This window comes from Arthrobacter sp. 05L417 (genome assembly GCF_056397865.1).
Genome location: NZ_JBFTOG010000035.1, coordinates 16,724 through 41,434 on the forward strand (window position 1 = coordinate 16,724; position 24,711 = coordinate 41,434).

The window sequence follows — 24,711 nt, forward strand, 5'->3', positions numbered from 1 at the left end:
GGCGGGTTGTTCAGGCTGCGACCGGAACAGGAGCCTGCTCGGCCTCTACCGGCTTCCGGACTGCCCAACGCTTGAGTGCGAGCAGGACCAGGGCGGTGATGACCACGCCGACTGCGATCGAGATGATGAACATTGCCAGGTTTCCGATAGCGAAGAAGACGAAGATGCCACCATGGGGTGCCTGGGAGGTGACCCCGAAGGCCATGCACAGCGCCCCGGTCACGGCTCCACCCACCATGCTCGCGGGGATGACGCGGAACGGGTCAGCGGCAGCGAATGGGATGGCGCCTTCGGAGATGAAGGACGCGCCCAGCAACCAGGCTGCCTTGCCGTTCTCGCGCTCGGCGAGGCTGAAGCCCTTCTTGTTGAGCACGGTTGCCAATGCCATAGCGAGCGGCGGCACCATCCCGGCGGCCATGACGGCAGCCATGATCTGGAGCGGGGCAGGGTTGGCCAGGCTACCGGCACCCAGGCCGGCCACGGCGAAGGAGTAGGCAACCTTGTTGACGGGGCCGCCGAGGTCGAAGCACATCATGAGGCCGAGGATGATGCCGAGGACGACGGCGGACGCGCCGGTCATGCCGGTCAACCACGTGTTGAGCTGCAGGGTCAGCCATGCGATAGGACCGCCGAGAACCAGGAACATCAAGCCGGAGGCGACGATCGAAGCCAGCAGCGGGATGATCACGACCGGCATGAGCCCGCGCAACCAGCGCGGAACGCTGAACGTGCCAATCCAGTGCGCCGTGAGGCCGGCGAGCAAACCACCAACCAGGCCGCCCAGGAAGCCTGCGCCCATGAAGCCGGCAACAGCACCGGCCACGAAGCCCGGGGCAATGCCGGGCCGGTCCGCGATGCCGAACGCAATGTAACCTGCCAAGGCGGGGACCAGGAAGCCAAGGGACAATCCACCGATCTTGAAGGCAACGGTACCCAAGTACAAGGCGAGGTTACCGTTTGGAAGATCGAGCAAGGTGTTGTGGGCCAGGATGTCATTGGCCTTGGTTCCCAAAGCAATGTCGTAGCCCGCCAGCAAGAAGCCCAAGGCAATGAGCAGGCCGCCACCGGCGACAAACGGGATCATGTAGCTGACGCCGGTCAGGAGGACCTTCTTGACCTTGGTGCCGAGGTGCTCGCTGGCAGCTTCGGACGCCTTTTCGGCGCTCTCTTCGGCGCCGAAATGCGGGACGCGGTGAGCATGCGGGTCGGTAGCGGCGGCGAGGGCTTCTTGCACCATCTTGGCCGGTTCGTCAATGCCCCGCTTCACGGGCGCGTTGATGACGGGCTTGCCAGCGAATCGCTCCTTGCCGCGGACATCGACGTCTACCGCGAAGATCACGGCGTCAGCTGCGGCAATCACAGCCGGGTCCAACGCGGTAAATCCGCCCGAGCCCTGGGTTTCAACCTGCAGGTCGACGCCGGCTTCCTTGCCCGCAGCCACGAGGGAATCGGCTGCCATGTAGGTGTGGGCGATGCCGGTGGGGCACGCCGTGACAGCGACGATGCGCTTCGGGGCCGTGGCAGAAGAAGCACGGGCCGAAGCCGGGGCGGCCTCGGCTTCGGGTGCCACCGACCCTGCCGCATGCGCAGCCGGCTTGTCTGCCAGTGCGCCGTCAACCAAGTCGACGATGTCCTGCTCGGTGGCAGCCGCACGCAGGGCCGCCGTGAAGTCCTTCTTGATGAGGGAACGGGCCAGCTTGGAGAGCAACTTCAGGTGCTCCTGGTCCGCTCCTTCCGGGGCAGCGATGAAGAAGATGATGTCCGCGGGGCCATCCTTGGCACCGAAGTCCACCTTGTTCGAGAGCCGGGCCATCGCCAAGGCGGGCTCGGTCACTGCGATCGAGCGGCAGTGCGGGATGGCGATGCCGCCGGGTACGCCCGTGGCAGTCTTCTGCTCGCGGGCGAAGGCGTCCGCGAAGAGCCCTTCAACCTCGGAGGCGCGACCGGCTGCGGCAACTTTGCCTGCCAGGAAGCGGATGACATCGGCGGGAGAATCGCCGAGGTTCTGGTCAAGGGAGACCAGTTGGGGGGTGATGAGCTGGGTCACTGTTAGTCCTTCTGAAGGGCCGTGATGGTTACGGCGTCGGGAGTTGTTTGGTGGACCGCCGGGACAGTGGAGCCCGGCAGCGAAGCAGCGGCGGCACCATGGGCCACAGCCTGACGGAGGCAGTCCTGCGAGGTTCCGCCGTTGGTGGCGGCCAGCAGATAGCCAGCAAGGGATGAATCGCCGGCACCGACTGTGCTGACGGCTTGGATCGGCGGATGCGTGGCGAGCCACGCGCCGTCGGCGGTTACCAGGACGGCGCCCTTGGAACCGAGTGTTGCGAGTACTGCGCCCACACCGCTGCCGACGACGGCGGCGGCGGCCCTGACGGCAAGGCCGGGGTCCGCTTCCAGTTCGTCAGCCGTATGGACGTCTGTGAGGCCGGCTGCGGCAGCCAGTTCGGCCAGTTCTTCCGCGTTGGGCTTCAGGAGATCGGGCTTGCCGCTGATGTTGCCGAGTGAATCGCCACTGATGGCGGCAACCAGCGGGGCGCCGGAGGAGTCAATCGCTATTAGCGGCGGACCGCCGTTTGCAGGATCGTCGTTCCGTGAACGGAGCCTACGGGCGACCGTGGCGTAGAAATCCGCCGGTACTCCTGGTGGGAGCGATCCGGCGAGTACCACCCAGCTCGCGCCACGGGAGCGGTCCAGCAGCAGCCCGATCAGGGCTTCCTGCTCGTCCAGGCTCAACTCCGGGCCGGGTTCGTTGATCTTGGTGGTGACGCCGTCCGGTTCGGTGAGCGTCACGTTGCTGCGCAGCGGCGCGCTGATGGGAAGCGCTGCGTAGGGGACGCCGTCGTCGAGCAGTCCAGCGAGGACGGGATCGGAATCCCCGCCCGGCAGGACAGCAACGGTGTCCAGGCCCGAGGCGACGAGCGCCCGGGAGACATTGACGCCCTTGCCGCCGGAGTGCTGGTGGACGGCGATGGCGCGTTGAACCTCGCCGCGGGCCAAGGGTGCCGGGAGCTCCACCGTGCGGTCAAGGCTCGGGTTGGCGGTCAGGGTGACAATCATGCGATCACCACGTCGACGCCGGCCTCGGCCAAAGCGGCGGAGAGCTCTTCAGAGGGTTCGTGGTCAGTAATCACGGTGTCCACATCTTTTAGGGCAGCGAACTGGACCAGGGTTTCCGCGTCCAGCTTGGAGGAATCCGCGAGGACGACGACGCGCCGTGCGGACTTGACGAAGGCGGCCTTGACGGCGGCTTCTTCGGGGTCAGGGGTGCTGAGCCCGAACGTGGCGTGGATACCGTTTGCGCCGACGAAGGCGATGTCCGGACGGAGCCGGGAAGCGGCCTCGACCGTGGACTGGCCGACGGCGGCCTGGGTGAGACCGCGGACACGGCCGCCCAGGATCTGGAGGGCGATCTGCGGGTTGCCGGAGAGCCGTCCGGCGATGGGGATGGCGTGGGTGATAACCACCAGTTCTTCACGCGGGGTGTTCCCGTTGGAAGACGCCATGCGCTGGGCGGTGCGCTGGTCGAGCAAGCGGGCGAGAGCCTCGGTGGTAGAGCCGGCATCGACCAGGATGCTCCCGGCTCCATTCTCCGGGATGAGGGCAAGGGCGGCCTCGGCGATGCGGACCTTCTCCGGTTGGCGCTGGATGGCCCGCTCAACCACGCTTTCCTCGCGGGTGCTGAGGCGGTCCGAGGGGACTGCCCCACCGTGGACGCGGCGAAGGTTGCCAGCGGATTCGAGGGCGGCGAGGTCACGGCGGACCGTCTCCGTAGTGATGCTGAATCGATCTGCAAGGTCCGTTACGCTGACCCGTCCACGCTCGGCGACGAGCTCGGAGATCAGCTGTTGGCGCTCCTCGGCGAACACATACCCTCCATTGCGTACAAGCTTTTGGTACATCAGTGACTGTGATCACATGATGTGGAATTGCTTGACTCTATCTTTGTTCGTGTTGGTCTGTCAACAGAAAACAACATAAACAAAGATATTGGCTTGGTTTGGGTTTGGTTGGGGGGTGGGGCCGGCGGACCTAGCGTCGGAACGAAAGGTGTCCTAAGGCCACTCCATCTCCGGCAGGCCGGGGTAGTCGATGGGGAGGTTGTCAGGATCCGGCGGGTCAGGTACCCGGGACTGGGAAATGGAATCCGTTCCCTGCCGATGCTTGTTCCTCTGCCGACCCAGCTCATCGGGCCCTGGCCGCGAGTCGTCTTCGGGTCGCCGCTGCTGCGTACTTTCAAGCTTCATGGTGCTTCCTTCGGGTAATGCTGCAAGTCGTTGGCTAAGCAGGTATTTCCAACTCGAAGCCACAACTGCATCTCAAGATCTTGGTGTGGAGGCGGACTTCCGGGGGAGAACTGCGCGATCGGGGCATGCCCATGTGCGGTGCACTTCGCAGTGCTGTTTTCACATCACGGAGGGGTTCGCCGCAATGGAAATAGTGGCTTCCGAACTCCAGGAGGCCATCCTGAATCCCCCGACGATTCAGGATGGCCCCCGCCTGCTGGACGGTGGCTGCGTGGCTATAGGAAAACCCGCAGGAAGTGCACGTGTAGAACACGGCAAGCTGTTGGGAAATCCTTGGAGCCCGGGCCTGGATGGATTCGATAACCAGGTGCTTGTTTGTTCCACAACCGGCACACCAAAGGGGAGCGGTCCCGGGCTGATGTGGTTCGCGAGGGATCGCGGATTCGGAGAGGGCCGGCATCGACTAGCTCCGCGCCGGTAACAGGCATTTGCTCATCAGGCAGCACCTTCACGTTGAGTGACAGGGCGCCCGGCTGCTTGAGCGAAAACGGGCCGAAGGCTCGGCCTTGTCCGGAGTTCTGCACGGACTGTAGAAGAATTGTGCACTCTGTATTCCCGGTACGCAAGACCGGCGGAGCGTTTGTCCAAGTGGTGGACGTTGTATTGGGAGGCTCTTTTCGCTCCATTTCCGCCCTGCTGCTCATAGACTGAGCCATGGACGAAATGGGCCTGAACCCCTCGGTGGTGGGCCAACTCCAGGATTTGGTCATCGACAGTGAAGACGTCAGCGGCTTCCTCGAAGACCTTGCGGTTTTCACGGCCTCGTCGGTATCCGCTGCGCGCGGCCAAGACGTCCTGTGCGGGGTTACGTTGAGCAGAAGACGCCGATCGATGACGGTCGCCGGAAGCAGCCACGAAGCGCGCCTCATTGACGAAGTACAGCAAGCCTATGGAGATGGACCGTGCCTGGAAGCGATGAGAACCGGGAACTCCGTGCTCGTTTCGGACACTTCCGCGGACGCACGATGGCCTGAATACTGCACCACCATCGCGGAACGTGGACACCTCGCCGTGCTCTGCGTCCCCTTGGCCCTGGAAGAGGGTGCGACGGCGGCGATCAACCTTTTCGCCCCGCAACGCGATGCCTTCGACGAGGCCTCCATCCATAGCTGCGAGCAATTCGCGAGCCAAGCAGAAAAGGCTTTGCGGCTCGCGGTTCGGATCGGCGCCAGGCAACAACGTGCAGAGGACCTCGAGCAGGCAATGCGTTCCCGGACCGCCATCGATCTGGCAACTGGCGTGATCATGGGCCAGAACAGGTGCAGCCAAGAGGAGGCCTTCGGGATTCTGACCAAGGCCTCGAACGGCAGGAACCAGAAACTGAGGGATGTTGCGGAATCCCTTCTCCGGTCCTTGACGAACGAAACGCCGGTCTCGCACTTCGAGGCTTGAGCGACTCCGCTAGCTGCGCTCCGAGATATTTTTGACACTTTCCACGAGGCTGTCCCACATGCCCTTCGAATGCGCGGCTTCATCCGGGCTGGCGTTGTTGTCCTGGGCCAAAGTCAGCCTGGTCTTCCCGTCCTCAGGCTCCAATGTCCACGTCAGGGTGTGATAGTTTTCCGGGGCGTCGGCTTGGCCTGACAGCGGACTGAAATGCGTGTTTACCAGCCGCTTCCCGGGCTCGAACTCGAGGATGACACCTTTGTCCTCATAGTCTTTGCCTTTCCAGACCCCGCGCCAAGCGATGGGTCCGCCAACCGTCCAATCGGTGACAACCTCGGTCCCGAACATGAACTCCTTGATGGACTGGGGATCGGTGATAACCGACCACACCCGATCGGCGCTTGCATGGATCATGATGCTTGAACTCGCAATGAAGTTGCCCGCCATATCAGTCTCCTTTTTCATGGGTCGGCGTACGGCCGCCGGCGCAACAGAGTCTACGCCCGGGGCGCATAGGCTCTTCCCATGGAAACTGTCGTCTGGTCCAAGCCGGAGAATGAGCGTGCAGGGACGCCGCTCCTCGTGATGATGCACGGATACGGCACGGATGAGCAGCGAATGGTGAATCTCTTTCCCCAGCTCCCCAAAGAATTCACCTGCGCCGCGCTCCGTGGACCTATGCCGATCGGCGACCACTACGGCTGGTTCCTCCTGGACTACTTCCTCGCCAACGACTTTGCGGACGTCATCACCGCCACCAACAAGGTGTTCGCCTGGATTGACTCGGTCAAACGCAACCACAGCAGCGTGAGCCTCCTGGGCTATTCACAGGGCATGGCGATGGCCAGCACGCTTCTGCGGCTCCGCCCGGAAGGCTTCAAAGCGACTGTGGGCCTCTCCGGATTCGTGCTGGAAAACGACCTTCTGGCGCTCAGCGAGTCCTTCGACGCCCCGCCGCCGTTCTTCTGGGGGAGGGACAAAGCCGATCCGGTGATCTTCAAGGATGCCATTGAGCACACCGAGGAATGGCTCAACAAGAATATGGCTCTCACTGCGAGGACCTACCCGGGCATGGGGCACCGGATCGAGGCCCGGGAAATGGCGGATGTGAGCGCGTTTCTGCGGTTTTACGTCCTCCGTTGAGGTGAGGCCCTCGTCACATTCGGGGGTGCCGGAAAACAACTCTTGATTGCCAAAATTGTAAGCGCTTACACTCGTCTTCGGCGGTGCAAGGATGTGCCGCTAAATCCAGAAGATGAAAGGGTTGAGGCCGTGTTGAATGGTTAAGGCTCACCGCGTGACAATCCAGGACGTTGCCGTCCTCTCGGGCTTGTCCATCTGCACCGTTTCACGCGCCCTGCGGAACCTGCCGAACGTGTCCGAAAAAGCACAAGCCAAAGTGGCCGACGCCGCCGCCAAGCTCGGCTACAAGGCATCCTCCGCGGCAGCCCGGCTGGCCGGCGGAAGTACGGGTTCCATCGCCATCATCGCCCCCACCGCCACTGCCTGGTTCTTCGCCCAGGCCGTCGAAGCGGCCGAGGAAGTGTTCGGAGACAGCGGTTTCGACACCGTCCTGATCAGCCTGCGCGGCAAGTCGAGCGTCAAGCGGAAGATCTTCGGCGACCTCCTTGGCTTGTCCCAACGCGTGGACGGCGTACTGCTCCTCAACGTCGATTTGAGCGAATCCGAGGTTGCCCTCCTGGCCGCGTCCGGCCTCGCAGTTGCGAGCGTGGGGATGACTTCCGTACCGTGGGACAACGTAGGGATCGACGACGAACTCGCAGCTTGGCAGGCCACCTCCCACTTGTTGGGGCTGGGCCATTGGGATCTGGCGGTGCTTTCCGGGCGCGAAACCCACGAGAACTCGGTGTTGACGGCCAGCGACAGGCTCAAGGGATTCAGCCGGGCATTGAAAGACCATCACCTGACCGTTCATCCGGACTTGGTCATCAACTCGGATTCCACGATCGACGGCGGCCGTGTAGCCATGAACGAACTCATTGCCCACAGAAGCCTTCCCACCGCAGTCTTCGCGCACTGTGATGAGGCTGCGTTCGGGGCCCTGATGGCCTTGCGAGAGCATGGGCTGTCCGCACCAAAGAATGTCTCCGTGATTGGAATCGACGACCACCCTATGAGCTGGTTCCTGGGCCTTAGCACGGTGGCGCAGCCAGTTGCCGACCAGGGTGCCTTCGCGGCCAACCTCCTGGTTGACCGGCTCCAGAATGCAGACGCCCCCAATGAACCCACCAACCATTTCCTTGACACGAAACTCATTGAACGCAAAACCACGCGCCGCCAGCGCTGAACGGACCCCCAACACCATGACTAACACCCCCGCAACCCAGAAGTCTGCCTGGACGGGCGCCGCCGCGCTCCTTTTCGACCTCGACGGCGTGCTGACGCCCACCGCCGTCGTGCATGAGCAGGCTTGGCAGGAGCTCTTCGACGGCTACCTGGCCGAAACCGGCCATCCGGACGGATACCAAGAGAGCGACTACTTCGACCACATCGACGGCAAGCCGCGCTTCGACGGTGTGCGGGATTTCCTCACCTCCCGTGGAATCACGCTGCCGGAGGGGCCGACCGACGACGATCCCGCCAACACCAGCGTGCAGGGCCTGGGCAACCGCAAGAACCGGATCTTCAACGAGATCGTGGATTCGCGCGGCGTCGAGCCCTACGCAGGCTCCGTCCGCTTCATCCATGCCGCATTGGAGCTGGGACTCAAGCTCGCCGTCGTGTCCTCCTCGCGCAACGCGCCCGCCGTCTTGAAGGCCGCCGGACTGGATGGCTACTTCCCGGTGGTGGTCGACGGCCAGGTGGCGGCCGCCGTCGGGCTCCCCGGCAAGCCGGATCCGGCCACGTTCCGGTACGCCGCCGAGCTGCTGGACGTCCCCGCCGAGGGCTGCGTCGTCGTCGAGGACGCAGTGTCCGGCGTGCAGGCCGGCAGCGCCGGGAACTTCCGCGCGGTGATCGGGGTGGACCGGGGCGCCGGCCACCAGACCCTGCTCGACGCCGGCGCAACGTTCGTGGTCGACGACCTCGACGATCTCCTCTAACCAAGCCGTTTCACGAGAAACAGAAGGAACCCAACAGTCCATGGCACTCATCAGCTCCGACCGGCTGCGCTTCCCCTGCGAACCGTGGAAGCTCGTGGAGAGCATCCACGTTCCCGGTGACGCCGGTACGCTCGAAACCCTCTTCAGCCTCGGCAACGGCCACCTGGGCATCCGCGGCGCCCACTGGGCGGGGGCGGACAGCGAACTTCCCGGCACGTTCATCAACGGTTTCCACGAAACGTGGGACATCAAGCACGCCGAGAATGCGTATGGCTTCGCCCGCACGGGACAGAGGATCGTCTATGTTCCCGATGCCAACAACTTCAACGTCGTCATCGACGGCGAGCAGCTGAGCCTCGCCGAGTCCGCAGTGCAGAATTACCGCCGCAGCATCGACTTCGCCACAGGTGTGTACGAATGCGCGGTCACTTGGGAGTGCCGTTCTGGCGCCATCGTCACAACGGTGGAGCGCCGCGTCGTCGGCATCGATTCCAGGGGTTCCCTCGGCATCGAGCTGAGCCTCGTCGCGGACCGCCAGGTGTCGGCCGACGTCACGTCCTTGGTGATCAATCGGCAGGACCAGCCGGTGGAGGACCACTCGGCCCACGACCCACGCCGCTCCGGCCGCCACGCCGGCCGGGTGCTGCGTCCGCTCCACCTCCAGGGCTCCGATGGATCCCTGCGCATGGCTTGGGAAACCGCCGAATCCCACCAGCGCATCGGGATGGCCGTGGATCACTGGATTTCCGCCGAAGGCCAGCCTTTCGAAACCGTAGTGGGGGAGGACGAGTCCACGGTTCGCTACGTCATGGCCGTCAATGAGGGCGAGACCTTCCGCTTGGAGAAGAGCGTCAGCTACGTCGTGAACAGCGCCGATGCAAGCGCAGAGGACCCCGGCGAGATCCTCGCGTCCGACGCCGAATTGGGACTCGTGCCGTTCGACGCGCTCCTGGCCGAAGGTGCTGCCCACTATCGTGATTACTGGTCCACCGCGGATATCACCATTGGTGGCCAGCCCGAACAGCAGCAGGCCGTGCGATGGAGCCTGTTCCAGCTTGCCCAGGCCACCGCGCGTGCCGGCGTCGCGGGCATCCCGGCCAAGGGCGTCAGTGGCTCCGGCTATGAGGGCCACTACTTCTGGGACCAGGAGGTGTACCTGCTGCCGTACCTGACCTACACCAACCCGGCCGCCGCCCGCCAGGTGCTGGAATCGCGCCATGCCATGCTTCCCGACGCCCGCATCCGGGCCAAGGAACTGAGCGTTGACGGTGCGCTGTTCCCGTGGCGCACCATCAACGGACTCGAGGCCAGCGCGTACTACGCCGCCGGCACCGCGCAGTTCCACATCGCCGCCGCCATCTCCTTCGCCGCAAACCGCTACCAGTGGGCCAGCGGCGACGCCGGCTTCCGTGCCGAGGTGGGAGCCGATCTGTTGATCGAGACGGCCCGCATGTGGGCTTCGCTGGGCTTCTTCGGCAAGGACGGCTTGTTTCACATCCACGGCGTCACGGGCCCGGATGAATACACGGCCGTGGTCAACGACAACCTCTACACCAACGTCATGGCCCGCTTCAACCTCCGAGCGGCTGCGGCACTGGAACACCCGGACGTCCCGGAAACCGAGCGGATGGTGTGGCAACAGGCCGCCGCGCGCATGTCCCTTCCCTACGATCCGGACATGCAGATCTACAGCCAGGACAACGACTTCATGACCCTGGAGCCGTGGGACTGGAACACGCCCAAGTCCAAGTACCCGCTGCTGCTTAACTTCCACCCCCTGGTGATCTACCGGCACCAGGTCCTCAAGCAAGCGGATACGGTACTGGCGATGTTCCTGCAGTGGCAGGACTTCACGGCCGAGGAAAAGCAACGCGCGTTCGACTTCTACGATCCCATCACCACCGGCGACTCCACATTGTCCGCCTGTGTGCAGGGCATCATGGCGGCCGAGGTGGGGTACTCCGACGTCGCGCTCAAGCACTTCACCGAGGCCTTGTTCATCGACCTGGACAACACGCACAACAACACGGTCGACGGCGTGCACATCGCGTCCACCGGCGGCATCTGGAGTTCCTTGGTGTGCGGTTTCGCGGGCATGCGGGACCAAGGCCAGGTCCCGCACTTCGATCCGCGGTTGCCGGCCGAGTGGGACAGCCTGTCCTTCCGCCTCAAGATCCGCGGGCGGCTGTTGTCCGTCGAGTTGCGCCCGGGGTCCATCAGCCTTGCGCTGGTTGCGGATTCAGGCGCTCCCGCTTCAGCGCCCGACGCCGGGACGGCACCTTTGGAGGTCAGCGTTCGCGGCGAGCGGCTCGTCGTCGGCGTCGAGACCGTCACCGTGCCGCTCGACGAGGTGCCCGTCCCCGCGCCGTCGGTCTTCCCGAGCCTCTTCCCGACGGCGGGACTCCCCGTGATCGGAAGCGCGCGGGTCTAACTGGCCCATCGATTGCTCCCCACCGGCCCCCTCGCCTCACAAGTTCGGCCAGGGAACCCTGCCGGCGTGGGCTCAACTGCCGTTTTGAACCATCAAAACGGCAGTTGGGGAGCAACGGTTTCGAAGTTATTCGGGAACGGTTCATTCTTGATTCATGGGACGCCGATACGGTCTCCGGAGACCTCTCTGGAAAAGGACCCTTCCCATGGATCGACGAACATTCGCCTCCGCTGCCTTGCTGACCGCGGCGGCACCGCTGCTCACCACTACTCCGGCCCTCGCGGACTCTTCCGGGAAGGGAAAGGATGCCAAGCTGACACGCACTATGTTGGACGCTTTGGAAGGTGAACTGGACGACCATGCCACCGCCGCCGTCGTGGAGCCCCACATTGAAGACATCGGATTCAACTGGCATCCGCCAACCAAGCCGGTCGAGAGCATTGATTTCATCATCGCCTATGGTTTCGGCAACCGACGGCCGGCAGGAGGCGGGGATCCCAGCCGCGTGCTCTACGAGCCTGGCCCGGTCAACGAAGCACTCGCCGACACGGTTGCGAAGGTGCGGGCGAGGCGCAACGTTCCCGTCTTTGCCCAGTGGGAAATCGCCAGGTTCCTCGAGTCCAAGTACCACATGAGCGGGGTGACCTCGATTGAACCGATCATTTCGGCGGACGGGACCATTGTGTATCTGAGCACGGACGGTGTTGCAGCCCAGGTCAAGGAGCTGCGCGCCTCTCAGCCTTCGGGGATCGCCGGCATTGTTGGATTCCGGGACCACATTAAGCGCTGTGTCCAGACCACCCAAGACCGCGGGATGGACGCTTTCGCTCCCCAAGGCATTGACATGCCCGGCACCTATGATCCGCAGTCGGGACAGCCGTGGACTCGACGTCGTGATCTCTATCTGGTGCACGACATGTACGCCCAGATCGCCGTGCTCCGCGGGAAACTGATCGCACAGGCCTATCCCAACGGCTGATTCCCGGATGGCGCAGGGGACGCTTTGCTTGAGCGAAGTTCAGCGCGCCCGGGCCGTTTCCGCTGCATCCCAGTCGATGTGGTGGCGATAGACCCAGTCGAAGTTGTCGGCCGTCTTCCGGGCGAGTGAACGGAAGACGGCCTTCAGCACAAGGTCTTCGAAGACTCGCTTGAATTGGCCGCGGATCTTCGGGGCGGCGTTCCGGCGGCCCCATTCGACCACCGATTCCGCCCGGCTCCGGCGTTCCTTCTCGTAGCGGGACAGGGCGCCGGGGATGTCCGCGGGCGAGATGCCCCGAAGCGATCGCCCGAGCGCGACGGCGTCTTCGATCGCCATGGAGGCGCCTTGCCCGGACGACGGCGATGCGGCGTGGGCAGCGTCTCCCACCAGCACCAGGTTCCCTCGATGCCAACTGGGGATGCTCGGAAAATCGGAGGTCGTGTACGGCCGGATGATGCCGTCAGTGGCGGTGATGATCTTGGCCATGGGCGTGCGGTCCCCGGCCACGAGCTGCGTCAGCCAGGCCTTGCGGGCGCTGTGGTCCAGCGCGGCCGGATCCTCCGATGACCGCTGCAGCGGGTTGGCAAACCACCAGATCCTTCCCTCCGGATCCTGCATGTAGCAATAGAAGCAGCGCTTGCCGAAGACCATCTTCATGCGTCCCGGTTCGACGTCCAGCAGCCCGGCAGGGACCAACCCAGAGTCGACAATCCCGCCGGTGTTGAGCAGGGGGATATTGCGGGGAGCCGGGGATGAGGGGTCGATCAGCGGGCGCAAGGCCGAGTGGAGGCCGTCGGCGCCCACCACCAGGTCTCCACCCGCGGAGGTGCCGTCCGCGAAAACGGCCGTGACGCCGTCGGGCGCTTCCTTCACCGTCGCGAGCCGCTTTCCGTACTCGATGCAGATCCCGCGGTGGCTGGCCGCCTCGCGGAACATGCCATACAACTCGGAACGCGTCATCGTGCGGGCGGTGGTGCCGTCTGGGAGGGATCCGCCGTAGTCAAAGTCGATGAGGTGTTTTCCGCTGCTGCCCAGATACATGGACATTTGCGGGGTGCTGAAGCCCAGACTGGCAGCTGCTTCTTTGAGCTCGAGGGTTTCCAAGGCATCGAAGCCATTGACGGCCACGGTGAGGAAGCCGCCGACGCCGTCCGAAGGCACGCTGTAGGCCTCGAAGACGGTGGCGTGATGGCCGGCTTTTTGCAATGAGATGGCCGTGGCGAGTCCGGCGATCCCGGATCCGATGACAAGGCAGTTCAACATGGCGGGGTCCTTTGCAATTTATTTCGTTCGGTTGAAAGAAATATATGACTCGCGCTGGAGGCCGTCAATCCTTTCGGTGAGGCGAAATAATTTGCTAGCCTCGTAGGATGGAGATCCAACCGGGCGTCAGTGCGCGGCGCCAAGACTTGCTTGAGGCGGTCTTTGCCTCGGGACGGGAGCTTTCGACGGCGGCCGTCATGTTCCACACCAAGCTGTCCGAGCTGCGCGGACTGTCTGCGACGGAGGGCAAAGCGATCGATATCCTGCTGCGCTTCGGGCCCATGACGGCGGGGGAATTCGGCGAACATTCCGGGCTCGCTCCGGCCTCGGTCACGGGATTGATGCAACGGCTTGAGAGCAAGGGCGTGGCCCGCAGGGTCCGGCACGAAGGGGACAAACGGAAGGTCCTGATCGAGCTGGTAGGGGACCAAGTTAGTGCCGCGATGCCCCATTTCATCGACTTCATGGGCGGGCTTGCGACCCTGTTGGAGGGCTACAGCGACGAAGAACTCCGGGTCATCGCGGACTATTCGTCGAAAGCCGCGCGGATCCAGCAGGACGCGGCGGGGCGGCTGGGTGCTGCATCGGGCGGGGACATGCACGACGACGGCGGCCGCGCGCCGTCGTCGAACCCCGCCTGAGCTGCTCGCTACTTAGGCGCTATGCCCCGCATACTGTTGTTTCGTTTCTCGTGGGTGAGTTCCGCGAGGCCAAGGGCTTCCAGGAGCGGCGGCATGTACATGCCGAAACGGCCGCGGTATCCCTTGCGCAGGCCGTACCAACCGCCCACCGGATTGCCGTCGTCGCGCCCCCAGGCCTCAACAGTGCCTTCGGCGGCCGGTTTGTTCTCGTCGGCAGCCCCGAGCGGCACCCAATCGCCCTGCTGGAGTAGCCACGCGTGCAGATCCTCGATGGCGCTCAAATGGTATTTGAGGGTTGTGGAACCCACTTGGCAAACGATCGCGGGAGGGTCACCCGCTTCATCCCGGTACATCGTGTAGTCGGAGGAGCCGGGCGGGGTGGTGAGCTTCCAGGGGTCTTCCTTGGATCCAGCGGCCATGTACGGTGTCCTTCCAGTCGTGCGGCGCGTCAGCCCACGCGGATGTCATTGTCAGCGAGGAACTCGCGGGAGCGGCCCATCTGGCGGTCGGTGGAGAAGGCGTACCAGTCTTCGCTGAGGTTCTCGCCGTGGACGATGTCGCGGAACCGGGCGAAGGCACCTTTGCCCTCGATCGCGTGCTCAAGACGCTCCCGGAGGGCCTTATCGTGCTGCCGTTCCGCGAAGGCCGCCATGTCGCGCCAGCCGTCCCGGGAATCGCTGCGGTCGATTCGAAGCCAACGCTCCGGTTCTTCCTCTACATCGATGGCGGCGTCCTCCCCGACGATCATCGGGTCGGTGGCGGCGTCGTCGTACACCTGCCCGGTAGACAGGTCGAGGTAACCGCCGGTTGACAGTCCGGGATCTCCTTCCAACACGACACTGAGCATGTCGAGGTCGACAGGCACGGCCCTGCCTGTCGGCGGCACACCGCGCAGATACGCCAGCAGGTCCTCGGCCAATAGCTGGTCACCAGCGCCGTCGCGCCACCTCAGCCGGTTGATAACCGACAGTGCCACCGACTCGGCCTCCCGGCGTCGCTGCTCCAGGGCCATTGGTATCCCGGCCCCCACCTGCTGCAGAACGTCATCGATATCGTGTCCCATCACCACTGCGAGGAAACGAGACGCATTTCCCGCGGCGATGGCTCCCCGCAGTTCGGGCAGGTCGAGCCGGGGCGCCTGCACCTGTAAGGGCCACGCATGCAGCAACATAGGGTGCGGCTGGCTCGGTTTCCCCGGCGCCCGACTTTCCCCATCGTCATTAGCCCACCGGCGCCCGTACTGGTCCGGGATACTGCCCCAACCCCAGTACGGCAAGGGGACCCCAGGGCGGACACCCAACACTTCCAGCGGGTCCACCTTCACCTCCCCGACCACGCACCGGTGTATCCAAGCGTCACCGAGGTCAAACGTAAACTGAAACTCAGCCCCCGGCTCCAGCGTCCGGATGACCTTGAGAGCAGCAATGTCCATCGGCGCGATGATCGGGCCGCTGATCGATCCGGCCATCTCAGCTCCCGTCTCTTCATCAGTAATAACCCGGCCATCGGCCAGGGTAAACAGTGACAGGTGCGAGCGGTCCCACCGGGCGAAGGCATCATTGATGGCATTGGCGAGATCCATGAAGGTATGCGACGGTCCGACCGCGAAGACGCGCCCGGGCCACGGCCAGAGCTCCTCCCCACGACCGCCGAGCAGTTCCACCGTCACCGATAACCAGGTTCGTGCCATGCCCCAAGGATGGCACGAACCGCGCCGTGGAGTCGGCCAATGGCTAAAGCTACTGCGCACCTGATCGACCCAGGAGCAAGCTCGCCCGCCTACACAGCACTCGATCGGCGAGCCAGAAACTCCTCGATGGCGTCGGCGGCTGCGGGTGCCCCGCCCGCTGATCGCACCCGGGCGCTCATCGCCTCGAGGTTGCCCCGGATCGCCTTGTCGCCGCTGACTTCAATGACAGTTTCCCGGATCAGCTCGGGGGAGAGCCCCTCCAAGGGGAGACGGCGCCCGAGTCCCAGGTCTTCCACCCGGCGTGCATTGGCTCCCTGTTCGGGTTGCAGCGGGAAAGCTACCAGCGGCACTCCGAAATAGAGCGCCTCCATGGTCGAGTTCATCCCGGTGTGGGAGAGGAAAGCGTCGGCGTGCGGTAGGACTTCGAGCTGCGGAAAGAAGGGCCGTACCTCAAAGTTCTCCGGGATGTCTCCCAGCTCGGACTCCTCGACGCGCTCTCCGATTGCCATGGCAACCTGCCAGTGGGTGCCCGCAAATCCTTCCAAGCACATCCTGAAGAAATCCGGCCGGTCATTCAACGGGGTGGTGCCCAGCGAGACGAACAACAGCGGCCTGTCCTTCGCCCGGGGCCGCCAGGCCTCCTCGTTGCCCCGCAGGCCGAGGCATGGGCCCACGAAGTGGAACCTGGCATCGAATGTTTCCCCCGAGGGCTGGAATTCCCTCGGGATGAAGGAGATGTTCAACGACGCGGGTGGGCCTCCCATGAATTGCAGATGGCCCACGCCCTGCTCGGCGGCGAAATCATGGATCCGTTGTCCGATCTGTTTCCAGGCCTCGATCATGCCTGGCGGCGGCGGGCCGGGCATGAGATCCCGCATCGAGAAATGTTCATTGGTGGCATAGCTCGGAAGCAACGCAATGTCCGGCAAGGCCAGCTTCGCGGCAGCCATCTTCCCCGAGAGCGTCATGGCGTCGTAGGCCAGCCCGTCCGGCGGGTCCTCGGTTAGCCGGGCCAGCAACGCCGGGAATTCCTCCCTTGCGCCTTTGAGAATCCGCTCAAGCAATCCGGCCATCATTCCGGACGCCATTCCGGCGAACATCCCCGCCATCGGTGACGGTGCCGGGCCGCCATTAGCCGCGGCGCCGCCTCCCGCGCCGCCCTCCGCCGACCGCTCGCGTGGCAGGAAGGTCGCTAGATCCTCTCCACTGGGAAAGAACACGGCACCGGCAGACTCAACGGCCTTTGCGTACTTCGCCGACGTCGCATACGTGACCCGGTGGCCCCGGCGAACCAGCTCTGCGACCACGGGCAACGTCGGGTTCACATGGCCCGCTGCGGGCAGACAGATAAAGGCTACGTGCATGGCGCCACTCCGAATCGGTCACGGAACAGTGGAGGCGTCATTTGGAAAGTTCGGTGCCATGAACGCTGCGTCGGCGCGATTTCAGCCCGGTCTCCAACTTGGTCCGCACCTCGCGCTTCACTCGGGCGGCAAGCTCAGTCTCATGCGTTTCAAGGAAGGTCCGGACCGCGCGCGGATCCCACGGCACCAAGGACCGCAACGCCCAGCTGACTGCCTTGACCACGCTGTCGTCGCGATCATTGATCAAGATGCCGACGACGGCGAGCGTCCGTTGCGTATCGCCGGTTCCCCATCGTGATCTCGTGTTGAGCACGGTAGTGGAGACAAGCGCTATGCGCCGCCACCAATGGTCCGGGTTCCGAGCCCAGCGGTCGACATCGGCGTCCGAGATGAGCCCTTCGCGCCACGCGGATCCCACCAAGACGGTGGCGAAGGCATCGGCCTGGCCCCAAGTAGCGATGCCTTCTCCCAAGTGTTCAAGCCGGGCTGGCGTGAGTTCAGCGAAAGCCGCCCGATGGGCATTGATGAACTCCCAGCCCTCCCAGTCAAAGCCAGCCTGTACAAGCCCTTCGGCGAGACTGAAGACGACGGCGGCGTCCATCGTGGCGATTTCCGCGGAAACCCTGCGTCGGACGGTGCGGAAGCTCGCGGCGTCGTGCTTCTCCAAAGCGCGCAGTTCGTCGAGGACGCGCGCCAACAATTGCCCCGGTTGAGTGTCCCCCGGAGGGACGAGCACCCCGTGCGAAGCCACTTTCGGGCCCCCGATTTCGCAGGCTGAACGCTACTATGCGGGGGCGTCGTCGGTATCCGGCCCTTCGGCAGGTTCCTGGCTATGAAGGCCGGTATCGTGGGACACCCAGCCCTCCGTTTCCCCTTCGGCAGGGGCGTCACTGTGGTGCCGGACGTCGTTGGACTCTGCTGCTTTTTCCATTCCGGATACTTCCTGTCCTTCGTTGGACTGTTCCCGTGAACGCACTCAAGTCTACGCCGGGGAGGGGGTGTGTGGCCTAGGCTAGGCCAAGGAACTACCGCACGAATCCAACGGCCGAATGCAGAGGTGAAGAATGGCGAAGCGACCCAACCCGGCAGTAAAGATTGCGCAGGAAACCGCCCACAATGCCATGTTCGACGCCAGCGGCAAAGCCAAGCCCGGTGTCCACAATGTGCTGCTTCGGGCCGTCGAGGTCCAACGTCCCCTTGTCTTGGCAAACCTGCGCCGCCTGCAGCGCAAACATCCCCAGGCCACGGCGGCGCAGCTGGCCGCCAAACTGGAGCGGGACTACCTCGCCGCAGTCACAGGCGGGGGTGCCGCCGTCGGGGCAACCGCCGTCGTGCCCGGCATCGGCACCGCAGCGTCGCTGGGCCTATCCGCGCTTGCCACCATCGGGTTCCTGGAGGGAACCGCACTTTACGCCGCTTCCCTGGCCGAACTCCACGGCATCCGCCTCACCGATCCGGACCGTGCGCGAACCATGGTCATGGCCATCATGCTCGGCGAGGAAGGCACCGCCCTGCTGGGTGCGCTGAGTGGACAATCGCTTGGCAAAGGCAAAGGAATCACGCAGGCCTGGGGCAAGACCCTCACCAAAAAGCTGCCCGGCGGAGGATTCGGGGTCATTCGCGATGCCATCCAGCGAGCCTTCCTCAAGCGGCTCGTCAAGCGCCAAGGCGCCGCGTTCCTCGGCCGTGCCCTGCCTTTCGGCGTGGGGGCCGTGGTGGGCGGAGTCGGAAACCGAGTTATGGGACGTGCCGTAGCGGCCTCGGCAAGAGAAGCATTCGGTCCTATGCCGGACACCATCCCGGGCGAGCTGCTCCCAGCCGCCCACCAGAACGCGCTGGAAGGCGGAAATAGTGGATCTCAACGCTGATTCGGGGGAGTCGTTCGGCTCCTGGACCATGGGGAACGACGCTTCAATGTTCCGGATTGTCAGCAGCGCAAACGTCGCGTGCGGCTTCCACGCCGGGGATCCGGTGACCATGCTGGACAGCTGCCGTGCCGCCTTCGAGCTCGACGTCCGGGTGGGCGCCCACGTGGGCTACCGGGACCTGCACGGCTTCGGGCGCCGATCGATGGATATGTCCTTCGATGAGCTCTTCGGCGACGTCCTCTACCAGCTCGGTGCCCTGGATGGCATGGCCCATGCGGTGGGCGCCTCCGTGGACTACGTCAAACCCCACGGTGCCCTGTACAACAGGATCGTCCACGACGTGGAGCAGGCCGAAGCCGTGGTGGCAGCCATTCACGCCTACGATCCCGGGCTACCTGTCCTTGGCCTGCCGGGCTCGGCGCTGCTGCGCCTCGCCGAAGAATCCGGACACCCGGTATTCCGGGAGGCGTTCGTGGACCGCGGCTACATGCCGGACGGCACGTTGGTTCCGCGCTCGCAGGAGGGTGCGGTGGTGCACGACGCCGCCGCGGTAGTCGAGCGGGCCGTGCGCTTTGCCGTGCGGGGCGAGGTACTGGCTGTGGACGGCACGGTGGTGCGGGTGAAGCCCGACTCCTTGTGCATCCATGGCGACACCCCGGGTGCTGTCGAGCTGGCTGCGGCGGTGCGCGCTGGCCTTGAGGAAGCTGGTGTGGAGATTGAATCCTTCGCCTGAGGTTCGTGGTTCGGGCGGCGCGGGTTTTCCTGGCGCGGGCGGCCCGGCTCCGCGCGACGCGGGCACCCGGATCCTTTTGCCGTGCGGCGACAGCGCATTCTTGGTTGAACTGCCCGAACTTACCGCCGTCGTCGCGTACTACCGCGGGCTGACCGGGGCCGGCGCTTCGGCGGGTGTTTCAGTGCCCGAGGGGATCATCGACGTCGTGCCCGCCGCCCGAACCGTCCTTGTCACCTTCGATCCCGAGACGATCAGTCCCTCCGAGGTCCGCCACTGGCTGGAGTCCGCGGAGCCGGCATTCGACGTTGCCAGTTCGGGCCGCGAAGTGATTATCGAGGTCTCCTACGGTGGCCCCGACCTTGCCGAAACGGCACAGTTCCTCGGCATGACCGAGACCGAATTGGTCAAGCTTCACACGAGCTCGGAGTGGACTGCCGCGTTTTCCGGCTTTGCGCCCGGCTTCGTGTATCTGGTCACGACCCATGAGCGGCTCCGCGTTCCGCGTCGGAACACCCCACGCACGGCCGTGCCGGCTGGTTCAGTTGGCCTCGCAGGCGAGTTCAGCGGCGTCTACCCGCGATCCTCACCAGGCGGTTGGCAATTGATCGGAACCACGACGGCGGCACTGTGGGACGCGTCAAAAGCCGAGCCCGCGCTGATCCGGCCGGGTGACCTGGTCCGGTTCGTGGAGGCCTGATGGGGATTGTAGTGGTGAACCCCGGCGCCCTCACCTTGGTGGAGGATCTTGGCAGGCAGGGCTGGGCTTCCTTGGGGCTCAGTCCTTCCGGCGCCCTGGACCGGCAATCGCTCCGGCTTGCCAATTTGCTGGTCGGGAATCCCGCGGGGGTGGCCGGGCTGGAGATATTGCTGGGCGGGCTTCGCCTGCGATTCGTCACGGCGTCGACCGTCGCGGTGGCGGGCGCCGAGGGAATCGTGACACTCAATGGTGCCGAGATTCCGCTCAACCAAGCCGTACGGGTGGCTCCGGGCGCGGTGCTCGACTTCGGTGCTCCGCTGTTCGGACTCCGGTACTACCTGGCGGTGCAGGGCGGCGTCGATGCGCCCAAGCTCCTCGGTTCAAGCAGCACGGACATGCTCTCCGGTGAGGGTCCCGCGCCGTTGACATCGGGTGAACAGCTGGGAATCGGACGTGTTTCCGCGGGCAACGGCCTGGTTCCCGGAAAAGGCTCGGTTCCGGGAACGGATTCTGTTCCCACGCACGGGGCCGGGCATGGGGCCGGATCTGGGGCCGGTGCGGGCATTGGGATCCTCAACAACGCGCATGTCCTCCCTGCTATCCGCCGCGCTCCTGATCCTGGCCGCGCAATCACAGCCCGAGTGGACCGCGGCCCCCGTGCAGACTGGTTCGACGAGGATTCCTGGCGCCGCCTTATCAGCCAGGAATGGACCCTGTCGCCCGATTCCAACAGGATCGGTGCCCGGTTGGTGGGCCGCCCGCTCACCCAGACCCGGCTCGAGGAACTGCCCAGCGAAGGCATGGTGCTCGGCGCGCTGCAAGTGCCGCCGTCGGGCCTTCCGACGGTATTCCTGGCGGATCATCCCGTGACGGGTGGCTACCCCGTCATCGCGGTGGTGCGTCGCACGGACCTGGACTTGTTGGGCCAAGCCCGCCCCGGCCAACGGATCCGTTTCCTCGGCTGAAGTTCCCCTCCACCGGACTGCGTCAGCCGAACAGCAGGTGCGCAACGGTGAAGATCGCGAGCCCGGCCAACGATCCCACCACGGTGCCGTTGATGCGGATGTACTGCAGGTCCTTACCGACCTGGAGCTCGATCTTTTGCGAGGTTTCCTCGGCATCCCAACGCGCCACGGTGTCCGTGATGACCCCCGCGATGTCGGAGCGGTACGTTTTGACGAGGTAGCCGGCAGCGTCTCCGATCCAGGCATTGACCTTGCCCGCCAGCTCGTCATCGCTGACAAGCCGCGAACCGAAGTCCCGGACGGCGCTCTTGAAACGCTGTGTCAGTTCGCTGCCGGGATCGTCGACGGCGGTGAGCAGCGCGTCCTTGATTGTGCCCCACGTGCGGGAGGCGAGTTCGCGGACCTCGGGATCACCGAGGACCTGGGTCTTGATTGCCTCGGCCCGGGCAATCATTGCAGGATCGTGCTGAAGATCCTGGGCAAGATCACCGAGATATGTATCGATCGATTGGCGCACTTGATGATCGGGATCCTGTTGCACAGCCCGGACGAACTTGGCGATTTCGTTGTAGACCCTGTCGCCCACGATGTCGTCCACGAAGGACGGAACCCAGAGGGGCGAACGGTCGGACACGAGCCGGTTGACCGTGGAGTGGTTCGCTTCCACCCAATCCGCCGCTCGGTCAACCAGCAGATCGACGAGCTTGTGGTGGTGGCCCTCGGCAAAGATCCGCTCGGCCATCCGGCCCACAGGCGGCCCCCACGGCGGAGTGAGCAGGTGCTTGCGGACCATGCCCTCGATCACTGCCTGGACGTCGTCGTCGTTCAGGACCGTGAACGCTCCGCGGATCAGTGCTGAACCTTCCTTTGCAATACGCTCCGGGCCGCCGGGGGATGCGAGCCACGTGCCGGCTTTCCGGGCGATGTCCACGCTCGCGAGCTTCTCCTGGACCACCTGCTCGGACAGGAAGTTGGTCTCCACGAATTCCCCAAGCGAAGCGCCGATCTGGTCCTTGCGCCGCGGAATGATGGCGGTGTGCGGGATCTTCAGGCCCATGGGGTATTTGAACAAGGCAGTGACGGCGAACCAGTCGGCCAGCGCTCCCACCATCCCGCCCTCGGCAGCGGCCCGCACGTATTCCAGCCATGGATACTGTTTCTGCAGGGCGAAAGCGGCGGTGAAAACCACCGCCATGACAATCAGGAGCGCCAGCGCCACCGACTTCATCCGACGCAGGGCAGCGGCCTTTTCGGCGTCACCGTTTCGTTGCCCGACGCCGGCCGCAACCGAGGAGCTGTTCCGGGCACCTGCGTGCCGGGTCGCTTCCGCCGTCGGGTCACTATCGCTGTCCGTCACCGGGATTTGTTCAGAGTTCACCTGCATGTGCCCAGCGTAGCCCCGTCGCTGTCATGGGCGTGGGCTACCGTGTCCCCATGACGAATGACGAGCCCGGTCGCCCAGACCAAAGCACGGAGCAGAACACGCGGCCCATGGTCTACGCCCACCGTGGAGCCAGTGCCGCCTTTGCGGAGCACACGCGTGCCGCATACCTGAAGGCAATCGCCGACGGCGCCGACGGCGTCGAGTGCGATGTCCACCTGACCCGGGACCAGCACGTTGTCCTGCTTCATGACGCAAACTTGGACCGTACCTCGGACGGCACCGGTCCGGTCGCCGAGAAGACGCTCGAGGAGCTGCGGCAGCTGGATTTCTCCTCCTGGAAGGGCGCGCGGATTCCGGACCAGTACGGCGCAAAGTCGGACCAGCTCCTGACCCTCCCGGAGTTGCTGGACATCCTGCGCGGTGCCGGCAGGGCAATCGGCCTAGCCATTGAGCTCAAGCACCCTAGCCCGTACCAGCTCAAGCTTGAAGACCGCGTGCTTGAGCTTCTGGGCAGCGAAGGGTGGAACGCGGAGACGTCCATGCTGGACAACATCCAGGTTTCCTTCATGAGTTTCAGCCCGGATTCCGTCAAGCACCTGCTCCAGTTCGTTCCCGCGGAGCACATTTGCCAACTCGTGGACGACGTCACCGTGGAAGAAATCCGCGATGAACTTGGCCTGGGTGCCATCACCGGGGGAGCCGTAGCCAACGTGATGAAGGCAGCCCAGCAAGAGGGCGAACGGATCCTGGACGACTGTGAGGTTGGACTAGCCGGGCCGGGCATCGACTACGTCCGCAAGCACGCTCGCACCGTCCAGCGCTGGTTGGAATCAGGCCGCCGCTTCCGGGTGTGGACCGTTGACTCGGAGAACGATGTTGCCTTGTGCCAAGGCCTTGGCATTCACGAGATCACCACGAACAAGCCGGCGCAGGTCCTCGCCCAGCTTTAGGCTCCCGGGCATCCCAACTAGTCCCCACCGCCACCCTCGCCTCGCAAGTCCCCACCGGCTCCCAGCCTTCGCAAGCTCAGGCCGGGGCCCTCGCCGGTGTGGCCCCACGGCCAGGGAACCCTGGCGGCGTGGGCCCACGCAGTTGTTGTCGTTTAGAGGCTCCAAAACGACAACAACTGCGAGTCAGATGACCGTGTTGCTGAGGGTTCCGATGCCGCCCAGCGTGATGTCCACGCGATCGCCAGGCCGGACAGCAACGAAGGTATTGGGAGCTCCCGTCATGATGATGTCTCCCGGCTCCAGGGTCAGCCACTCGGTGACGTAGACAAGGCAATCCGCGATGGAGGATGGCAGGTTGAAGGAACCGGACCGGGCCTTGACCTGGCCGTTGACTGCTACTTCGGTGCTGACGTTGTCCGGATCCTCGACCTCCGTTTCGATCCACGGTCCCAGCGGCGTGTAGTTGGTGCCGGACTTGCCCTGGAAAAGCTTTTCGTCGATCTGGTTTTGGTCCACATTGGTGACGTCGTTGACCACGGTGTAGCCCAGGACGTGGCTCAGGGCGTTCTCGGCGGTGAGCTTCTCCGCCCGTTTTCCGATGACGGCGGCAAGCTCGCCTTCCACGTTCACGGTGCCTGCGTTGCGCACGGCCACGATGTCGTCACCAGGGCCGGCGATGCTGTGGACCGACTTGTGCCAGGCCTGGATGGGCAGCACGTGGTTGTTGTTGCCCAGGTTGTGCCCGATTCCGAGCACCACGGAAGGCCGGACCGGGGCGAGGAATGCGGCGTCGTCTGCGGAACTGGATTCTCCGGTGAAGGAAAGGACCTCGGCAAAGGGGTCCTCGATGTGGTCCCAGCTTCCGCTGCGCAGGACTGCGTGCTTCGGGCCGGAAGGCGTCTGTAGTCGGGCGATGCGCATGGAACTCCTCGTTGAATTTCTTGGGGCAGTGGACGGGGGCGATGGACGGTGCCAGGCACAGTCTCAAGAAGAA

Annotated in this window: 25 protein-coding genes; 12 read left to right on the forward strand and 13 right to left on the reverse strand. The window is 64.5% G+C overall.

The window, feature by feature from the left end; translation table 11 throughout:
• Window positions 1–10 precede the first annotated feature (10 nt).
• From AC1DJW_RS20410 to AC1DJW_RS20425, 4 genes are all read right to left on the reverse strand, one after another.
• Window positions 11–2,047, reverse strand: coding sequence for a PTS fructose transporter subunit IIABC (locus tag AC1DJW_RS20410; protein WP_390282633.1), 2,037 nt, complete (start codon window positions 2,045–2,047; stop codon window positions 11–13).
• A 2-nt stretch (window positions 2,048–2,049) separates the two neighbouring features.
• A complete protein-coding gene (locus AC1DJW_RS20415; protein ID WP_284754443.1) occupies window positions 2,050–3,057 on the reverse strand; it encodes a 1-phosphofructokinase family hexose kinase in 1,008 nt (335 codons plus the stop codon).
• A complete protein-coding gene (locus tag AC1DJW_RS20420) occupies window positions 3,054–3,866 on the reverse strand; it encodes a DeoR/GlpR family DNA-binding transcription regulator (protein WP_476902362.1) in 813 nt (270 codons plus the stop codon). The genes AC1DJW_RS20415 and AC1DJW_RS20420 overlap by 4 nt, the downstream gene beginning before the upstream one ends.
• A 186-nt stretch (window positions 3,867–4,052) precedes the next feature.
• On the reverse strand, window positions 4,053–4,244 hold the full coding sequence (locus AC1DJW_RS20425) for a hypothetical protein (protein ID WP_476902343.1): 192 nt from the start codon (window positions 4,242–4,244) through the stop codon (window positions 4,053–4,055).
• A 714-nt stretch (window positions 4,245–4,958) separates the two neighbouring features.
• On the opposite strand from AC1DJW_RS20425, the gene AC1DJW_RS20430 reads away from it, so the two are divergent.
• Window positions 4,959–5,696: a GAF and ANTAR domain-containing protein gene (locus AC1DJW_RS20430; RefSeq protein ID WP_284754446.1), complete on the forward strand. Its 738-nt coding sequence runs from the start codon at window positions 4,959–4,961 to the stop codon at window positions 5,694–5,696.
• Window positions 5,697–5,705: 9 nt separating this feature from the next.
• Here the strand turns inward: AC1DJW_RS20430 and AC1DJW_RS20435 are convergent, their stop codons facing one another.
• Window positions 5,706–6,137: an SRPBCC domain-containing protein gene (locus tag AC1DJW_RS20435; protein ID WP_390282635.1), complete on the reverse strand. Its 432-nt coding sequence runs from the start codon at window positions 6,135–6,137 to the stop codon at window positions 5,706–5,708.
• Between the two features lie 78 nt (window positions 6,138–6,215).
• On the opposite strand from AC1DJW_RS20435, the gene AC1DJW_RS20440 reads away from it, so the two are divergent.
• The 5 genes from AC1DJW_RS20440 (at window position 6,216) to AC1DJW_RS20460 (ending at window position 12,162) form a co-directional block, all read left to right on the forward strand.
• Complete coding sequence (locus AC1DJW_RS20440; protein ID WP_476902344.1) at window positions 6,216–6,833, forward strand: alpha/beta hydrolase; 618 nt, start codon at window positions 6,216–6,218, stop codon at window positions 6,831–6,833.
• A 154-nt stretch (window positions 6,834–6,987) separates the two neighbouring features.
• Window positions 6,988–7,998: a LacI family DNA-binding transcriptional regulator gene (locus AC1DJW_RS20445; RefSeq protein ID WP_476902345.1), complete on the forward strand. Its 1,011-nt coding sequence runs from the start codon at window positions 6,988–6,990 to the stop codon at window positions 7,996–7,998.
• A gap of 16 nt (window positions 7,999–8,014) precedes the next feature.
• Entirely contained in the window at window positions 8,015–8,752 is a 738-nt protein-coding gene (locus tag AC1DJW_RS20450; protein ID WP_284754451.1) for an HAD family hydrolase, read from the forward strand.
• Window positions 8,753–8,792: 40 nt separating this feature from the next.
• On the forward strand, window positions 8,793–11,183 hold the full coding sequence (locus AC1DJW_RS20455; RefSeq protein WP_476902346.1) for a glycoside hydrolase family 65 protein: 2,391 nt from the start codon (window positions 8,793–8,795) through the stop codon (window positions 11,181–11,183).
• A 205-nt stretch (window positions 11,184–11,388) separates the two neighbouring features.
• Entirely contained in the window at window positions 11,389–12,162 is a 774-nt protein-coding gene (locus AC1DJW_RS20460; protein WP_284754453.1) for a hypothetical protein, read from the forward strand.
• A 39-nt stretch (window positions 12,163–12,201) separates the two neighbouring features.
• Here AC1DJW_RS20460 and AC1DJW_RS20465 read toward each other — a convergent pair whose 3' ends face one another.
• A complete protein-coding gene (locus AC1DJW_RS20465; protein WP_476902347.1) occupies window positions 12,202–13,425 on the reverse strand; it encodes an FAD-dependent oxidoreductase in 1,224 nt (407 codons plus the stop codon).
• A gap of 107 nt (window positions 13,426–13,532) precedes the next feature.
• On the opposite strand from AC1DJW_RS20465, the gene AC1DJW_RS20470 reads away from it, so the two are divergent.
• Complete coding sequence (locus AC1DJW_RS20470; protein WP_284754455.1) at window positions 13,533–14,066, forward strand: MarR family transcriptional regulator; 534 nt, start codon at window positions 13,533–13,535, stop codon at window positions 14,064–14,066.
• An 8-nt stretch (window positions 14,067–14,074) separates the two neighbouring features.
• Here the strand turns inward: AC1DJW_RS20470 and AC1DJW_RS20475 are convergent, their stop codons facing one another.
• From AC1DJW_RS20475 to AC1DJW_RS20495, 5 genes are all read right to left on the reverse strand, one after another.
• A complete protein-coding gene (locus AC1DJW_RS20475) occupies window positions 14,075–14,485 on the reverse strand; it encodes a DUF6855 family protein (protein WP_284754456.1) in 411 nt (136 codons plus the stop codon).
• A 29-nt stretch (window positions 14,486–14,514) separates the two neighbouring features.
• Window positions 14,515–15,756 carry a UPF0158 family protein gene (locus AC1DJW_RS20480; RefSeq protein WP_476902348.1) on the reverse strand — a complete coding sequence of 414 codons (1,242 nt, stop codon included), beginning with the start codon at window positions 15,754–15,756 and terminating at the stop codon, window positions 14,515–14,517.
• Window positions 15,757–15,845: 89 nt separating this feature from the next.
• Entirely contained in the window at window positions 15,846–17,120 is a 1,275-nt protein-coding gene (locus AC1DJW_RS20485; RefSeq protein ID WP_476902349.1) for a macrolide family glycosyltransferase, read from the reverse strand.
• A gap of 37 nt (window positions 17,121–17,157) precedes the next feature.
• Entirely contained in the window at window positions 17,158–17,871 is a 714-nt protein-coding gene (locus tag AC1DJW_RS20490; protein WP_284754460.1) for a DNA alkylation repair protein, read from the reverse strand.
• 33 nt (window positions 17,872–17,904) lie between these two features.
• Window positions 17,905–18,051, reverse strand: a complete 147-nt coding sequence (locus tag AC1DJW_RS20495) for a hypothetical protein (protein ID WP_234754026.1) — start codon at window positions 18,049–18,051, stop codon at window positions 17,905–17,907.
• Between the two features lie 133 nt (window positions 18,052–18,184).
• Here AC1DJW_RS20495 and AC1DJW_RS20500 point away from each other — a divergent pair, with 133 nt between their 5' ends.
• From AC1DJW_RS20500 to AC1DJW_RS20515, 4 genes are all read left to right on the forward strand, one after another.
• A complete protein-coding gene (locus tag AC1DJW_RS20500; protein WP_284754462.1) occupies window positions 18,185–18,988 on the forward strand; it encodes a hypothetical protein in 804 nt (267 codons plus the stop codon).
• The gene (locus AC1DJW_RS20505) at window positions 18,972–19,721 is read left to right on the forward strand and encodes a LamB/YcsF family protein (protein ID WP_284754464.1); all 750 of its coding nucleotides are present in this window, start codon (window positions 18,972–18,974) and stop codon (window positions 19,719–19,721) included. The genes AC1DJW_RS20500 and AC1DJW_RS20505 overlap by 17 nt, the downstream gene beginning before the upstream one ends.
• Before the next feature lie 100 nt (window positions 19,722–19,821).
• On the forward strand, window positions 19,822–20,418 hold the full coding sequence (gene pxpB, locus AC1DJW_RS20510; protein WP_476902350.1) for a 5-oxoprolinase subunit PxpB: 597 nt from the start codon (window positions 19,822–19,824) through the stop codon (window positions 20,416–20,418).
• Window positions 20,418–21,383: a 5-oxoprolinase subunit C family protein gene (locus tag AC1DJW_RS20515; RefSeq protein ID WP_476902351.1), complete on the forward strand. Its 966-nt coding sequence runs from the start codon at window positions 20,418–20,420 to the stop codon at window positions 21,381–21,383. Before pxpB ends, AC1DJW_RS20515 begins: the two co-directional genes overlap by 1 nt.
• 22 nt (window positions 21,384–21,405) lie before the next feature.
• Here AC1DJW_RS20515 and AC1DJW_RS20520 read toward each other — a convergent pair whose 3' ends face one another.
• Window positions 21,406–22,767, reverse strand: a complete 1,362-nt coding sequence (locus tag AC1DJW_RS20520; RefSeq protein ID WP_476902352.1) for a DUF445 domain-containing protein — start codon at window positions 22,765–22,767, stop codon at window positions 21,406–21,408.
• A gap of 50 nt (window positions 22,768–22,817) precedes the next feature.
• Between AC1DJW_RS20520 and AC1DJW_RS20525 the strand changes: the two genes are divergently transcribed.
• On the forward strand, window positions 22,818–23,717 hold the full coding sequence (locus AC1DJW_RS20525) for a glycerophosphodiester phosphodiesterase (protein WP_284754468.1): 900 nt from the start codon (window positions 22,818–22,820) through the stop codon (window positions 23,715–23,717).
• Window positions 23,718–23,900: 183 nt separating this feature from the next.
• Here the strand turns inward: AC1DJW_RS20525 and AC1DJW_RS20530 are convergent, their stop codons facing one another.
• Complete coding sequence (locus AC1DJW_RS20530) at window positions 23,901–24,638, reverse strand: fumarylacetoacetate hydrolase family protein (RefSeq protein WP_476902353.1); 738 nt, start codon at window positions 24,636–24,638, stop codon at window positions 23,901–23,903.
• Window positions 24,639–24,711: the final 73 nt, after the last annotated feature.

Excerpts from the sequence above, each read along its gene's own strand:
- AC1DJW_RS20415 (WP_284754443.1), bottom strand. The coding sequence starts at position 3,057 with ATGATTGTCACCCTGACCGCCAACCCGAGCCTTGACCGCACGGTGGAG.
- AC1DJW_RS20425 (WP_476902343.1), bottom strand. The coding sequence starts at position 4,244 with ATGAAGCTTGAAAGTACGCAGCAGCGGCGACCCGAAGACGACTCGCGG.
- AC1DJW_RS20430 (WP_284754446.1), top strand. The coding sequence starts at position 4,959 with ATGGACGAAATGGGCCTGAACCCCTCGGTGGTGGGCCAACTCCAGGAT.
- AC1DJW_RS20435 (WP_390282635.1), bottom strand. The coding sequence starts at position 6,137 with ATGGCGGGCAACTTCATTGCGAGTTCAAGCATCATGATCCATGCAAGC.
- AC1DJW_RS20440 (WP_476902344.1), top strand. The coding sequence starts at position 6,216 with ATGGAAACTGTCGTCTGGTCCAAGCCGGAGAATGAGCGTGCAGGGACG.
- AC1DJW_RS20450 (WP_284754451.1), top strand. The coding sequence starts at position 8,015 with ATGACTAACACCCCCGCAACCCAGAAGTCTGCCTGGACGGGCGCCGCC.
- AC1DJW_RS20455 (WP_476902346.1), top strand. The coding sequence starts at position 8,793 with ATGGCACTCATCAGCTCCGACCGGCTGCGCTTCCCCTGCGAACCGTGG.
- AC1DJW_RS20460 (WP_284754453.1), top strand. The coding sequence starts at position 11,389 with ATGGATCGACGAACATTCGCCTCCGCTGCCTTGCTGACCGCGGCGGCA.
- AC1DJW_RS20465 (WP_476902347.1), bottom strand. The coding sequence starts at position 13,425 with ATGTTGAACTGCCTTGTCATCGGATCCGGGATCGCCGGACTCGCCACG.
- AC1DJW_RS20470 (WP_284754455.1), top strand. The coding sequence starts at position 13,533 with ATGGAGATCCAACCGGGCGTCAGTGCGCGGCGCCAAGACTTGCTTGAG.
- AC1DJW_RS20475 (WP_284754456.1), bottom strand. The coding sequence starts at position 14,485 with ATGGCCGCTGGATCCAAGGAAGACCCCTGGAAGCTCACCACCCCGCCC.
- AC1DJW_RS20480 (WP_476902348.1), bottom strand. The coding sequence starts at position 15,756 with ATGGCACGAACCTGGTTATCGGTGACGGTGGAACTGCTCGGCGGTCGT.
- AC1DJW_RS20485 (WP_476902349.1), bottom strand. The coding sequence starts at position 17,120 with ATGCACGTAGCCTTTATCTGTCTGCCCGCAGCGGGCCATGTGAACCCG.
- AC1DJW_RS20495 (WP_234754026.1), bottom strand. The coding sequence starts at position 18,051 with ATGGAAAAAGCAGCAGAGTCCAACGACGTCCGGCACCACAGTGACGCC.
- AC1DJW_RS20500 (WP_284754462.1), top strand. The coding sequence starts at position 18,185 with ATGGCGAAGCGACCCAACCCGGCAGTAAAGATTGCGCAGGAAACCGCC.
- AC1DJW_RS20515 (WP_476902351.1), top strand. The coding sequence starts at position 20,418 with ATGGGGATTGTAGTGGTGAACCCCGGCGCCCTCACCTTGGTGGAGGAT.
- AC1DJW_RS20520 (WP_476902352.1), bottom strand. The coding sequence starts at position 22,767 with ATGCAGGTGAACTCTGAACAAATCCCGGTGACGGACAGCGATAGTGAC.
- AC1DJW_RS20525 (WP_284754468.1), top strand. The coding sequence starts at position 22,818 with ATGACGAATGACGAGCCCGGTCGCCCAGACCAAAGCACGGAGCAGAAC.
- AC1DJW_RS20530 (WP_476902353.1), bottom strand. The coding sequence starts at position 24,638 with ATGCGCATCGCCCGACTACAGACGCCTTCCGGCCCGAAGCACGCAGTC.